Origin of the sequence: Aequorivita lipolytica (genome assembly GCF_007997135.1) — a bacterium.
GTDB lineage: Bacteria > Bacteroidota > Bacteroidia > Flavobacteriales > Flavobacteriaceae > Aequorivita > Aequorivita lipolytica.
In genome coordinates, this window is record NZ_VORU01000006.1 from 1 (window position 1) to 14,719 (window position 14,719).

Sequence of the window (14,719 nt, forward strand, 5' to 3'; positions counted from 1 at the left end):
GCAACAGCGAAAGATTGGATTTTAAAATATTCCGAAGAATATTTGTCCAAAAAAGAAGCCTACGCTCGTGAACTGGCTATCAAAAGAAAAAAATCCAAAAAATTTATCCAAAATCTTATCAACTCAGCTGAATAGCGCATCCCGATTTCCAATCGGGACGGTCGAAGGTTCGAATCCTTCTGCGATCACAGACAATCCCCTATTCAGGGGATTTTTTGTTTTAACAAGCTGCCTTAATAAACCACAATGTTTATTTCAGCATTAATTTCAATGGTTTTGTTTCCTGCCTTGGCTGTCTCTATAAGATTTGAAACTGTGGTTTGCGCACATTTTAATTCTTCAAGACGCTTTTTATATCTTTCTGAGTTACCAAGATTACGTTCTTCGCTACTAAATATTTGACGGTTATTAAATTTTATTTTATCACCGATTATCGAAAATAATATTTCTTTCGCTTCCTCAGGCGTAAACTCACCCTTAATTAAATCTACTGTTTCCTCTTTATTCATAAATCATTTTTTTTCGTTCTAGATACAAATATGACGATGTTTTATCATATATTTTTATTTATATTTACTATCTATTACATAAAATATATTAATGAATTATACACTGAATCAACTTAATATTTTTTTGAAAATAACGGAGCTTAAAAGTATCACCAAGGCAGCAGAAGCGCTTTATTTAACGCAGCCTGCAGTATCCATTCAACTTAAAAATTTTCAGGATCAGTTTGAAATTCCCTTAACGGAAGTGATTGGAAGGCAGCTCTATGTTACCCCATTCGGTCAAGAAATTGCCGAGGCGACCAAAAGAATTTTAGCCGAAGTGGAAATGATGAAGCATAAAGGCCTCGCCTTTAAAGGGCAACTTACAGGTCGTTTAAACATTGCCATTGTTTCTACGGGAAAATATGTTATGCCGTATTTTCTCTCTACTTTTCTAAAACAGCACAGCGGGATAGATTTGGTGATGGACGTTACCAATCGTTATCAGGTATTAGAATCTCTCGAAAAAAACGAAATAGACTTTGCCTTGGTTTCCGTATTGCCGGACAATCTAAAAGTGGAGAAAATAAGCCTAATGGAAAATAAATTATTCCTTGTAGGAAATCCTGAATTAGCGAAGACCATTTCAAAAGAAGAAAACGAATTGTTTGAGAATTTATCCTGGATTTATCGCGAAGAAGGCTCCGCTACCCGTCAATCTATGGAACGGTTTATAGCGAACAAGAAAATACAGGTAAACAAAAAAATACAGTTAACCTCCAACGAAGCTGTAAAACAAGCAGTCCTAGCGGGTTTGGGATTTAGCATTATGCCGTTGATTGGCTTAAAAAATGAATTGAATGACCGCGAAATAGCCATTATTCCCGTTAAAGGCCTTCCCATAAAAACGTCTTGGAATTTAATTTGGTTAAAGGGCAAAAAATTCTCCCCCGCTGCCCTCGCTTATCTTGAATTTTTGAAAAGTAATATTGAAGCGGTTATAAATACTAATTACAAGTGGTTGGAAAACTACTAATTCAAAAAGCCACTATTTAAGGATTGCAATAATCACAAAATGTGGGATCTTGAAACGGTATACCTTCTTTTTTCCGCTCACAAGTGAAAGCACATTTTTGGCACGAAAAGATATATGCCTTCACTCCCTTTGTAGGCAAATTGCATAGCTGGCAGCGTAAGCCACGCATAGCTTCAATAATAGAAAAGCCGGGAGCATTACATTCGGGACAAAGTGAATTGATGTTAATCAGTAAGTTTTTCGTGGCCAATCCTATTGCCAGCATTCTGGTGGGATTATTCATCGCCCGCATATCTGTTTCTGCACTGATGGTATTTCCACCTGTCAAAAATTCTAAAACTTGGCTTTGTAATGAAATGAAATCTTTAAAGTCTTTGTGTATGATTTCTGAATTAGCTTTATTTCTAACCTTCACAATTATTCCGTGTTCAGGAAAACCTATTCGCTCCGTAAACTCCTTCAAATCAAATAGTGCTTCTATTTTTTGATGGTTGAAATTTGTTTTTTCAGTAAAAAAACGACCTATTATTTCGAAATTGTTTTCTATATCTATAAGTATTACCAATTCTTCACTTCCCGTTACAAATGGACTTTCGGGATGCGGTCCGAAAGAGCCCTCACTTGCTATTACCAAAGTTTCATTACAATCTGAAAGTGCCGCTAAAGCTTTTGCTCGAACGGTTTCCAATGGATTGCTCTTTCGTTCAATTTCTCCACTAAAAGTGCCGAATTGATCTGTATTAAATCCCTTCGGCACTAAACATTTCATATTAAATTCATCTTCCAGCAAGGGTGCAATTACCTTTTCCTTTGCGTGCATCGTGGCTATTACCACTCGCCTATTTTTAAAAATTTTGACACCCGTATATTTGTTCATTTCGAAAAAAAATTGATCTAAACCGCAGTGGCTATTTCTACTTTACTTGCTGTTTTGGTGCTTTTCGTATTCGCTTCAGAAGATATAACGGCGTTCCAATTCATTCCTTTTGAATATTTCTTGATACGATAATTATCATTTGGATCCATTGCCATTAGATAAATCCATTCGTTGTCCAAAAGACCTTTTAGATTTTCGTTTTTATTTAAAATACTCTCAATATTCTCAATCGGTGCCTGAATAATTACTGAAAGTCGCAGCGGTTGATGGTACATTTCATTATCGCTCTGGTTTACCGATTCTAAAGGAAGTCCCATTTTTAAATCGCCACCATTGCCCTGCACTACACCAAATTTTCCAGTAATATTATGAGTTATTTTTGAACCGCCCCCAAAGGTTTCATTATCAACGGTCGAAAAATAATAATGGTTGTTGATCCACTGTGTAACCACCATCGGCCCCTGCATTATTCCTTCCAATGCGGCGCCTTCTAAATCTCGCTCCCAATCGTAAGAATGTAGAAAGCAACGTCCGTCAAGATTTAGATTTTTGGTCAATTTCCGCGGTGCGATTATAAAACTCGCATTTTTTGCAAGTCCCCATTCTGGTCGCGTTTCAGACCAATTATTGGCGTTGCTCTGGGCTTGCGAAACGCTCTTATTCTTATTCTTTTTATTTAAGCGTTCTGCAGTGGCATTATCTTGTGCTTTGGCGAGATTAACTTTCAAATTTTGAATTGCGGAAGTCTGAACAGGTGGAACATCGGCGTCAAAGATTACAATTTCATCTGTTGTTGTGTTGTGTTCGGCTCCTATAAAAACCGTATCCTTTGGAATTTCAATAGCGTACTTCTCCATTAAAGTGTTACGTACATCTTTCAAATTGGCCATTTTGGCAAGCATCCGCGCGTTGTGTCTTCCAGGGCTTGCGGCACAGGCACCACAATCTAAACTGGAACCAAAGGGATTGTTTGCAGTATGGCTCCCGTGGCCTACAAAAAGAACCAGCGGCGCAAAGTTTTTCCAACCCGTGAGATCAAACGCTCCTTTTACAATTGCAACTTTTTCATCCAATGGAATGTCAAGTTGTTCGTGGTTTTCCCCTGAACACTTATTAATTTTTGGTTGGTATATTTTTTCATAATCGGTTGCTTGCAGGGTACTTTTTCTATAGTTATATCCTGGAAATAATGTTCTGCCAACCAGTGAAAAGCCATAAAAAATACCAGAACCTTCCACATAACCAAAGGCTGACGGGAGCATATTTTTCAATCTTCTCAAAAAGTATTCGCTGAAATTTTTCAGCTGAATTTTCTTGGCGAATTTTTCAGCTTTATCCGTCTTATTTTCCTGCGGTGTTTCTGAAACAACATAGGCAGAACCTAAAATTGGCGGACAAGATTTACGAACAATACCGTCATTTTCATTTTTATAATCCATCGCAATTCCGAAGAAACCTGCGTAGCCGAAGGTTTCGTAGTTACCCGCATTTTCAATATGCCTGCGCATCATTTCAGAACGGGTGTCAATGCACAATGCAAATTGTGCATCGGGAATTTGTGGTTGTGAAGTTTTAGATTTCAATTCATTTTTATTGTTTTCTAGCGTTGTAGAAATTTGTTTTTGCCAACTCCCTTCCCATGCCTTTAACCAAAGATGGCGAAGCGTTAAGGTTTCCAAATGTTTTTTCGGAGAAGCGTTCTTCGGAAGAAACTCCGCTTTTAGTTGTTTCGCAATAAAAAGTCGCACGGCCAAGTAATCCAGCAATGTAATTGGATATTCTCTTTGCCAAGCTGTATCGTTTTCATTTCTATGCTTTATGTAGCCGGTCCAACCTGGAAGTGCGGCCAAATGGTGTTTGAAGATTTCTAAATGCTCTTTCTGTGAATAATCCTTCAACAATATATCTAAGGTTTCAAGAGCTGTGGATGGAATATCGTTCGTATTTCGAACTTTGATTTCAGAATCATATTTAGCCAATTTTCTCCAAGAGTTATAAAAACCTTCATTTTTGTTCGGCATTTCCCATTCTGCCAATCCTTCGTCCATAAAGGCGGCGAGCCATTTTGAAACAAGCCTGTCTAGATTTGCATTGTGGTTTCTTTCAATGGTAACTGTTTCAATTTCCATCTGCTTCAGGGATTCTGAAGGTGTAGTTTTAAATCCGTTTTCTTTCAGCAAATTAGCCACTTCACTTTCCAGAATTTCATTGCGCTGCCAAGCTTGACGATAAACAGCAACTTCTGGAAATGATCTTGCTCCAAAAAGAGTTTCGGCTTGGTTCACGGCTTCGGAAAAGTGTTTCTTTTCAAACCCAACCAGCGGATTGGAAGTTACAAAGGTATACAGCGGCCAGGTGGTTCCAACAATTTCGGAAGCTTCATTTAAACTTTGCTGCAATTTTGAATTCATCATAATGATTTCTTATTTGAAGTTAGAATGGATTTTTTATAAGGTTGTGAATCGTTCATCAGTTTTACATAAAGCCACGGTACTTTGCGGAAGATTCCTAATTTCATAATAAAGAAACCGATTAGGAAAATGATTCCGAAAATAATGTGCACCGCGGAAATTGGTACGGCGGCATCCACCATCGGCATATCGCCCATTAAGAAGGTTACCGCGTTGTAGAGCATTGCATAGAGCACGATACCCACTGTGAAAAGTAGTATGGGGAAGAAAATCTTTTGAAATGAATTGAAAATTTCCTGTTTCACAATATTGTAAGTTACCTGTCCTACCGTTATTGCAACAATTAGGGTTAGAATAATCCCACTGTCCATAGCCGTTCCTTTTCCGGTGAGATAGGAAAACAGCACCGCACCCATAGCTCCGAAAATTAATACCACCAAAGCTTGAACCGGCGTGATTACTATTTTGTATGGTTTGGTAGGTTTTGTATTTTTAATTTCCTCTCCCGCCGAAAGGAACAAATAGGCCTTATAAAACCCGTGCAAAATAAGGTGTGCAATGGCCGCGTTAAAAAAGCCTAACCCGCACTGCATAATCATAAACCCCATTTGGGCAATTGTGGAGCAGGCCAGTTTTTGCTTTACGTTTACTTGTAATAGTTTTGTGAACTGCGCTGTTACGGCCGTAATTCCTCCTATTATGAAAAGAAGCGTCAAGGTATGTGATTCAAAAAACAATGTTGAAAAGAATGCGAGTAGAATTCCGGCACCATTTACAAAGCCAGCGTGCATAAGTGCAGAAGCCGGCGTAGGTGAAGTCATCGCCGATAGCAACCATCGCTGAAAAGGAAAAATAGCAGATTGTATTATTGCCGCCATTATTGTACAAAGCGCTGCAATAACGGTAATGTATGTTGGCAGGAATGACAGATTCTGAATTATTCCATCAATAGCGTATGTATTGGTTTGGGTTGCCAAAAGAAGTAATCCCGCTCCAAGAAAGAAAGTACCCAATAAAAAAAACTTTTGTGCGTACTCTGAAGCCTCCCGAGCCTCTGCCCAAGATTTGTTGATACCAATAAGTTGTGCCATAAATATGCCCATTAGCAACCAAGAACCCACAAAGGGAATTATATGGTTGGACATAACTAGAAGCATTACTGAGAATAGGAACCCCAGACTGTTTAGCGTAAAACTTAAGTGATGGGCGAACCCTTTTAAATAATTGCTCGCATAGGTACTTACTATGGCGCTAAAAAATGTTACCGTTGTCCAGATTAAAATAGTAAAACCGTTTATTCTGAAAATGTTTTCCCATTGCCACAAAGGCGTATTTGGTAGATAATAAATTATGGCAAAAAGAGTCGCTAGAAAAAGAACCCAGTGAATGACGGGAACGAGTGTGTAAATTTTAGATTGTTGAAGTAATTTTTGGTTTGGATGGGATTGGTTTAAATCTGGTTGTTTCAGGATGGCCTGCATAATTTTCAAGGTTTTTTAAAAATTTGAATTTTTAAGCTGATAACCAATTTATCAACGGGACAAATGTCCAAAAACCTTTTCATTAATTTTTATTTATATTTTATATCATTAGCATAAATAATTTTAATGCAATAAGTATCGGAAAACTCTAGCCAATCAACTAAACATAAGCGGATCTCGAAGAATAAGGAAACCGATCAGAAGAAGAGTCGGTAGAAATTATTTATTTCCTATTCTGGATATTCAACTCTAAGATGGTAAATATTGTTGAGTTTCTTTTTGAGTACTTTCTTAATCATTTCAATTTCCTTGAAAGTAATATCCGCATTTAAAAATTGGCCCTGCGCCATTTGGTTGTTGATTATTTTTTCAACAAACTCATCAATAATTGTAGAAGATGGTTCCTTTAAACTTTTGCTGGCGGCCTCCACGCTGTCCGCCATCATTAAAATCGCAGTTTCTTTTGAAAAAGGAATTGGACCCGGATACGTAAAGTCGTCTTTATTGGCCTCTCCTTGAAGTTCCTTCTCTTTTTTGTAGAAGTAATATACCAGGCTCGTTCCGTGATGGGTTCTTATAAAATCAATCACCCGGTCCGGGAGGTTATGTTTTCGGGCTATTTCTATGCCCTTTATTACGTGATCTATTATTATTTGGGAGCTTTCTTTCGGGTCCAGTTCGTTGTGCGAATTGATTGAATTCGCTTGGTTTTCGGTAAACATTGTTGGATTCAACATTTTGCCAACATCGTGGTAAAGCGCTCCTACCCGCACCAGCATACTGTTTGCGCCAATCTCGTTTGCGGAAGCTTCTGCCAAATTTGCAACGTTCAAAGAATGGTGAAATGTTCCCGGCGCTTTATTAGAAAGTTCTTTCAACAGTTTTGAATTGGTATCGCTCAGTTCCAATAATGAAACATCTGAAACCAATCCGAAGATTTTTTCGTAAAAATATATAAGTGGATGCGCAAATAGCGTTGCCAAACCACAAAGAATAAAATATTGGAAATTCTGCCATTCCATGGTTTGTATATTTCCTTCCTGAATTACGAAAAAGGCGAAATATCCAAGAATATATATCAACGTTATCTGCCCTACGGAAATAAATAGGTTGGCTCTTTTGTACAATTCTGAAACGGTAAGAATCGTTACAATTCCCGCAATAAATTGCAGAAACATATACTCAAAACTATTGGGTACAATAAATCCGAGCAATAAAATTGTCAAAACGTGAACAAACAAACCAACGCGTGGATCGAAAAATGCCTTTAGAATAAGCGGCAGAATACATATGGGTACAATATAAACATAATCGGCGTGAACCTTTAATACCAGCGTGGTTAAGAAAACCATCAAAAAAATGTTGAAGAATATAAAAGTTACCTTGGTATTATTATTATATATGTAAGGACGATAATTTTTCAGAAATAGAAAAAGCATCAAAAACACTAGTGAAACCAACATAGAATAGCCAACCAAGAGCCACAGGTAGTTGTTTTTGCTCCATATTTGGCTATCAAATTCGGCTTTCAGCGAATTTAAAATCTGGAATTTATCACCTTCCACCACTTCGCCTTTTGCGATTACTCGTCCACCTTTTTCAATGATTCCACGATTTGGATTTAAGGCCTGTATTTCTGCATCAATGGCAGATTCTGTTAATTTGATATTTAGGGATACATTGGGCTGAAAAACCTCGTTAAAAATATTGTAGAGCAATACTTGTGCATCTTCGGTTCTGTTCTTTTCAACCAGTTCCCTAACTTTTTTGTTAAGAATTTCCTTTTTGAAAAATTGTGAATAATTACGCTCTTCTATCTCGTTTCCGTTTTTTAAATAAATAAGCCGGTCGCCATCGTATACGTGAATTTCATCAGTAACCCCATTTTTATACGCTTCGGAGATAAACCTTTGCCCTAATGTCTCTAAGTTTTTTTGTGGCGTTTGGTAAAGACTATCCACATATTTGGTTTTAAGCTGGCTTTCAAAATTTTCTAAAACATCTTCCTCCACATTAGTATTATACTCAAAATACGGAATGGCATTCGCCCTTATTTCCTCACGCTCTTTCTTTAAAGTTTCTTCGTTCTTTTTGATGGTAAAGCTGAAGGGAGCGTAAAGATTTTCATACTGCCAAGGCTTCCCTTTTTGGAAATTATATTTAAACTGTCCGCCCTTCGGAAGAAAATAAATAACTAAAAGCGTGGAGATTATGAAAAGAAAAACCTTATAAATAAGGGATTGGTTTTTTGCGAACAAAGAAATAAGGTTCTTCATAAAATTATAACTTAGAGTAAAGGTATAAATAAGGAACGAGTTATCCCAAAACCAATACCTGCAAAGATTGATATTTAAGTTAGAAATATGTAATTTCGCAGTCCTTATTTTAATTATTAAAACCGTAGCATGAGCAACAAAGTAGTTATAGTATCCGCAGCCAGAACACCCATAGGAAGTTTTATGGGAAGCCTTTCATCACTAACAGCAACCCAATTGGGTTCTGCGACCATAAAAGGCGCAATGGAAAAAATAAACCTCGATCCAGCTTTGGTTCAGGAAGTTTATATGGGTAACGTTGTTCAAGCTGGCGTAGGCCAGGCTCCGGCAAGACAAGCAGCTTTAGGTGCTGGAATTCCAGATACCGTTCCTGCTACAACAGTAAATAAAGTTTGTGCCTCTGGAATGAAAGCTGTAATAAACGCCGCACAAGCCATTGCTTTGGGCGATGCCGATGTAATTGTTGCCGGCGGAATGGAGAGTATGAGCAATATTCCACACTATGTATATATGCGAAGCGGAACTAAATTTGGTCCAGCTACCCTTATTGACGGAATGCAAAAAGACGGTTTGGTAGATGCTTACGATCACAACGCAATGGGAACTTGCGCAGATCTTTGTGCTGCGGAATACAACTTTTCACGCGAAGATCAGGATGCTTTCGCAGTAAAATCTTATGAACGCTCCGCAAAAGCTTGGGCTGATGGTAAATTTAACGACGAAGTAATTTCAGTTGAAGTGCCACAGCGCCGTGGTGAGCCAATTGTAATTTCTGAAGACGAAGAATTCAAAAATGTAAAAATGGACAAGATTTCTTCATTACGTCCTGCCTTTTCAAAAGATGGAACAGTAACTGCAGCAAACGCTTCAACCATAAATGATGGCGCTGGTGCAATGGTTTTAATGAGCGAAGCAAAAGCAAAAGAATTGGGACTAACTCCACTGGCTTACATAAAAAGTTATGCCGATGCCGCGCAAGAGCCAAAATGGTTTACAACCGCACCGTCAAAAGCGCTTCCAAAGGCTATTGCAAAAGCTGGAATCGATATTAAAGATGTAGATTATTTTGAATTCAATGAAGCATTCGCAGTTGTGGGTCTTGCAAATATGAAAATTCTTGGACTAAACGATAGTAATGTAAATGTAAATGGTGGCGCCGTATCTTTAGGCCATCCACTTGGTTGTAGCGGAGTGCGTATTTTGATAACGCTTCTAAATGTTTTGAAACAAAACGATGCCAAAATTGGAGCTGCAGCAATCTGTAATGGTGGAGGTGGTGCTTCTGCAATGGTAATTGAACGATTCTAGAACCCTATATTTTCAATAATTGTTGAATGGATTACGGTATCTGTAATTTAAGTATTGTTCCACTTAGAGCTGAAGCTTCCGATGCGAGCGAAATGGTTACGCAACTACTCTATGGCGAACATTTCAAAATAGTTGAAACCCGAAAAAAATGGAGCCGAATCCGTTTGGCTTTTGATAAATATGAAGGGTGGATAGACAATAAACAATTTATAAATATAGCTGAAGAGGACTATTCAGATTTTGAAAAAAAGGAACTGAAGCTATCCTCAGATTTGGTGGATTTTGTTACTGCTGCAGATAACCAGTTATTTTCAATTTGTCTGGGAAGCAATGTTTCCGCAGCGCCATATTTGAAGCATAAATTTGAAGGAAAATCTATTTCCGAAAAACTTCCGAAGGAACACTTAATAGAAACTGCCTTACTGTACTTAACCAGTCCATATCTTTGGGGAGGTAAAACACCATTTGGCATTGATTGTAGCGGCTTTACGCAAATGGTTTATAAATTGAACGGCCATAGGTTATTACGCGACGCTAGCCAGCAAGCTACCCAAGGGGAAGCGTTGAGTTTTATTGAAGAAAGTGAGCCGGGAGATTTGGCGTTTTTTGACAATGACGAAGGAAAAATTACGCACGTTGGCATAATTATGAAAGATAACTACATTATCCACGCGCATGGGAAGGTTCGTATTGATAGGCTTGACCATAGCGGTATATTTAATTATGATGTCCGCAACCACACACACAAACTCCGTGTAATAAAACGAATTATCTAAAAAGAAAAACCCCTGATATTGCAGGGGTTTTTAGTATAATTGATATTTTAAACTATCCTTTCGTTTCTAAAGCATCTAGTTTGGCTTTCATTTCCTTAAATTTTGCATCTTCCGCCAATTGACCGTAGATGTTCATCAAAGTCCTCATCACTTCAGGATTGTTAGGATTGAGCTGCAATGCTTTTTCCAAGTAAGGCATCGTTTCTTTGTAGACATCATTTCGCTGCTGCTTCAATTCATCATATTTTTGATTGTCTGCCCTAGAATTGCCCAAACTGTTCATTTGCTCAACTAATTTATCTTCTTTGGAAAGTTTCAAAACCGCTACGTTAATCAGTGCCGCTTCATAATTAGGGTCAAGCTCTAAAGCTTTTTTGTAATATCCAATTGCTTTATCGGTATTACCAATTTCAGCACTACCAACACCAAGGTTGAAATAGATTTCCGGGTTTTCTGGGTCTGAGGCCACAATTTTTTCCATCAATTCATTGTATCTTTCTACATCGTCCATTTTATAACTCATATCTGCATCAGCACGCATTAAGTAAATGTCATCTGGGTTTTCTGCACGAGCTGCTTTCATAAGTGAGGTTGCTTTTTCATTATTGCCCTGTTCAATATAAATGAGGGTCATATTTCTTAGTATCTCACCTTTTCTGGATTCGGTAACGCGTATTTCCGGTTTAATGAATTCACCAGATTTTACGGCGATATTCCTTAGGTTTTCGGTATCAAAAGGTTCTACTTCTCCAGTTTCCTTGCGTGTAGCAACAAATTCTTGTGTTTCACCTGTATAACCTGTGTCCAAAAGCATTTGATAATATTCTAAGGAAGTGTCGTAATCCTTACCGTTTACGGCATTTCCCGCAGCAAAATAAAGATCTGATGGATCTTTACTTACCATATAGCTAGTGTATAACTTATCTGTTGCCATTTTATATTGGCCAGCGTTTTGGTCTTTTATTGCACCATTTATTAATCCCGCACGTAGGTTCTGCAGTGGAGCAGACAATTGGGCTTCCATTTTTGGATCTAGTTTCAGTGCTTCGCTAAATGCTTCGGCGGCACCTTTTAGTTTGGTGTAATCTGTTCCACCAGATCCTAATAATGCTTCTCCCCTTGCAGCATAAAACTGCGCCTTCATTTCATCATCGGCAGCCCCTAACATAGGTTCCGCTTCGTTTAAATAGGATAGGGCTTCACTGTATTCATTCGATTTTAACGCTTTTTCAGCTTTTTTTATTTCCTTTTTTTGCCCAAAGGAAATAGCAGATACAAAAGCCAGTCCTGTTATTAAAATTCGTGTTTTCATGTGTTAAGGTTTATTCGTTATTTTCGGTTTGAGTTTCGTTATTATCAAGAGTAGTGCCATCATTATTTTCATCAGTTATATCAGTAACGTCTTCATCGTCATCCTTCATTGCTTTTGCAACTGCAGCGATGGCGTCATCTTCCCTGACTTTAATTAAGCGTACTCCTTGAGTGGCGCGGCCCATAACCCTGAGGTTAGCGACGGCCATTCTTATTGCAATACCCGATTTATTGATGATCATTAAATCGTCGTCATCGGTTACATTCTTGATTGCTACTAATTTACCTGTTTTTTCCGTAATATTAATAGTTTTTACACCTTTTCCACCACGGTTGGTGATTCTGTAGTCGTCAATAGACGATCTTTTTCCGTAACCGTTTTCAGAAACAACAAGAATGTCGGAATCATTTTCATTTACGGCAATCATTCCTATAACTTCATCATTTTTATCTCCGAGCCTTATTCCGCGAACACCAGAAGCATTTCTGCCCATAGATCTCGTCTTTTCCTCTTCAAAGCGAATGGCTTTTCCAGAGCGCACAGCCAACATAACTTGGCTAGTGCCAGTTGTCAATTTTGCTTCAAGTAATTCATCATCTTCACGAATGGTTATAGCGTTGATACCATTGGATCGCGGTCGGGAATATTGCTCCAAAGGCGTCTTCTTAACCTGCCCTTTTTTGGTGGCCATAATTACGTAATGACTGTTTATGTAATCTTCGTCCTTTAAATCTTGTGTACAGATAAAAGCTTTCACTTTATCATCCGGTTCAATATTTATCAAATTCTGAATAGCTCTTCCCTTAGAAGTTCTTGTTCCTTCTGGAATTTCGAAAACGCGCATCCAGAAACATTTTCCTTTTTGGGTGAAGAACAACATATATTGGTGATTGGTTCCCACAAATAGATGTTCCAAGAAATCCTCATTCCTTGTTGCCGAAGCTTTTTGACCTACCCCGCCCCTATTCTGTGTTTTATATTCCGAAAGTGAAGTACGTTTAATATAACCTGCGTGTGAAATGGTTAAAACCACTTGCTCATCTGCAATTAAATCTGTAATGCTTACGTCGCCACCTGCATATTCAATTGTTGAGCGGCGCTCGTCGCCATATTTAGTGCGGATCTCCTCAAGTTCTTCAGTTATAATCTGCATTCTGCGCTCTTTGCTTGCAAGAATGTCTCTGTAGTCCTGAATTGTTTTCATCAATTCTTCATACTCAGATCGAAGTTTATCCTGCTCCAAACCGGTCAACTGGCGAAGTCGCATTTCAACAATGGCCTTGGCTTGGATTTCCGTGAGCTTGAAGGTTTCCATCAACTTCTCCCTTGCCTCATCGGCATTGGAAGAAGCACGAATTAATCTAATTACTTCATCAATATTATCGGAAGCAATAATCAATCCTTCTAAAATATGTGCGCGCTCCTCCGCTTTACGAAGCAAATACTCAGTCCGGCGAACCACAACTTCATGACGGTGCTCCACAAAATAGTGGATCAATTCCTTCAAGTTCAGCATTTGTGGTCTTCCCTTTACCAACGCAATATTATTTACGCTGAAACTGGATTGCAATGCTGTGTATTTATATAAGGTATTAAGTACGATATTCGGAATGGCGTCGCGCTTCAGAATATAAACTATGCGCATTCCGTTTCTATCACTTTCATCGCGAATATTGGAAATGCCTTCAATTTTCTTATCGTTCACCATATCAGCGGTCTTTTTGATCATGTCCGCTTTGTTAACTTGATATGGAATTTCAGTAACAATGATACATTCCCGCCCTTGCACTTCCTCAAAGCTCGCTTTGGCACGCATCACTACACGACCTCGACCTGTATGGAAAGCTTCGCGAACACCTTCGTAACCGTAAATTGTTCCACCTGTTGGAAAATCGGGTGCTTTGATGTGCTGCATTAACCCGTCGATATCGATATCGTTATCTTCAATATAGGCAATGGTTCCGTTTATAACTTCCGTAAGGTTGTGTGGCGGCATATTGGTTGCCATCCCCACTGCAATACCTGAAGCTCCATTTATAAGAAGTCCTGGAACACGAGTTGGAAGAACGGTAGGTTCTTTCAGGGTATCGTCAAAATTCAGTTTGTGGTCAACGGTTTCTTTATCAATATCGGCAAGCATATCTTCGGAAATCTTATGCATCCTTGCCTCGGTATAACGCATTGCCGCGGGGCTATCGCCATCAACGGAACCGAAGTTTCCCTGACCGTCAACCAGCAAATAACGCAAGCTCCATGATTGTGCCATACGCACCATGGCATCGTAAACTGAAGTATCACCGTGTGGGTGATATTTACCGAGAACCTCTCCTACAATTCTCGCAGATTTTTTATGTGCGCCCGTGGCTCTAATGCCCAGTTCGTGCATCCCGAACAAAACCCTTCTGTGAACGGGTTTCATTCCATCGCGAACATCTGGCAGCGCACGTGACACTATGACCGACATCGAATAATCGATGTAGGCAGATTTCATTTCATCTTCAATGTTAATAGGGATTATTTTATCACCTTCAGCCATAAAAAAATAGGTTTATTTATCGTTGTTAATCTAATGGAGCAAGATACACTTTTTCGTAGGTTTAACAGGGGTTTTTGCCATTCGTTATTCACGAATTTATTAACAAATTTGAGGGGTAAAATCGTTAATAAGTATCCTTGAATATCCTTTGAATTCCACCATAAATTTTGTCCTTTTACTAAAATGATATCAAAGAGGAACAGTTTTTGTCCTATTTT

Annotated in this window: 10 protein-coding genes; 3 read left to right on the forward strand and 7 right to left on the reverse strand. The window is 38.5% G+C overall.

Annotated elements, in window-relative coordinates; genetic code table 11:
- Nucleotides 1-233: 233 nt before the first annotated feature.
- A complete protein-coding gene (locus ESV24_RS08475; protein WP_111815954.1) occupies nt 234-509 on the reverse strand; it encodes a hypothetical protein in 276 nt (91 codons plus the stop codon).
- A gap of 91 nt (nt 510-600) precedes the next feature.
- Here ESV24_RS08475 and ESV24_RS08480 point away from each other — a divergent pair, with 91 nt between their 5' ends.
- On the forward strand, nt 601-1,524 hold the full coding sequence (locus ESV24_RS08480; RefSeq protein WP_111815953.1) for a LysR family transcriptional regulator: 924 nt from the start codon (nt 601-603) through the stop codon (nt 1,522-1,524).
- 16 nt (nt 1,525-1,540) lie between these two features.
- Here ESV24_RS08480 and ESV24_RS08485 read toward each other — a convergent pair whose 3' ends face one another.
- From ESV24_RS08485 to ESV24_RS08500, 4 genes are all read right to left on the reverse strand, one after another.
- Nucleotides 1,541-2,401 carry a DUF6671 family protein gene (locus ESV24_RS08485; protein ID WP_111815952.1) on the reverse strand — a complete coding sequence of 287 codons (861 nt, stop codon included), beginning with the start codon at nt 2,399-2,401 and terminating at the stop codon, nt 1,541-1,543.
- Between the two features lie 17 nt (nt 2,402-2,418).
- The gene (locus ESV24_RS08490; RefSeq protein WP_111815951.1) at nt 2,419-4,815 is read right to left on the reverse strand and encodes a DUF2309 domain-containing protein; all 2,397 of its coding nucleotides are present in this window, start codon (nt 4,813-4,815) and stop codon (nt 2,419-2,421) included.
- Nucleotides 4,812-6,293 (reverse strand): proton-conducting transporter transmembrane domain-containing protein, encoded by a 1,482-nt coding sequence (locus ESV24_RS08495; protein WP_111815950.1) that lies wholly within the window; start codon nt 6,291-6,293, stop codon nt 4,812-4,814. The genes ESV24_RS08490 and ESV24_RS08495 overlap by 4 nt, the downstream gene beginning before the upstream one ends.
- A 230-nt stretch (nt 6,294-6,523) precedes the next feature.
- The gene (locus ESV24_RS08500; protein ID WP_111815949.1) at nt 6,524-8,569 is read right to left on the reverse strand and encodes an HD family phosphohydrolase; all 2,046 of its coding nucleotides are present in this window, start codon (nt 8,567-8,569) and stop codon (nt 6,524-6,526) included.
- A 129-nt stretch (nt 8,570-8,698) separates the two neighbouring features.
- Between ESV24_RS08500 and ESV24_RS08505 the strand changes: the two genes are divergently transcribed.
- Together ESV24_RS08505 and ESV24_RS08510 are read left to right on the forward strand one after the other, a co-directional pair.
- Nucleotides 8,699-9,877, forward strand: coding sequence for an acetyl-CoA C-acyltransferase (locus ESV24_RS08505; protein WP_111815948.1), 1,179 nt, complete (start codon nt 8,699-8,701; stop codon nt 9,875-9,877).
- A gap of 26 nt (nt 9,878-9,903) precedes the next feature.
- On the forward strand, nt 9,904-10,653 hold the full coding sequence (locus tag ESV24_RS08510; protein ID WP_111815947.1) for a C40 family peptidase: 750 nt from the start codon (nt 9,904-9,906) through the stop codon (nt 10,651-10,653).
- Between the two features lie 52 nt (nt 10,654-10,705).
- Here the strand turns inward: ESV24_RS08510 and ESV24_RS08515 are convergent, their stop codons facing one another.
- Both ESV24_RS08515 and gyrA read right to left on the reverse strand, forming a co-directional pair.
- A complete protein-coding gene (locus tag ESV24_RS08515; protein ID WP_111815946.1) occupies nt 10,706-11,965 on the reverse strand; it encodes a tetratricopeptide repeat protein in 1,260 nt (419 codons plus the stop codon).
- A gap of 10 nt (nt 11,966-11,975) precedes the next feature.
- A complete protein-coding gene (gene gyrA, locus ESV24_RS08520) occupies nt 11,976-14,501 on the reverse strand; it encodes a DNA gyrase subunit A (RefSeq protein ID WP_111815945.1) in 2,526 nt (841 codons plus the stop codon).
- Between the last annotated feature and the right edge of the window lie 218 nt (nt 14,502-14,719).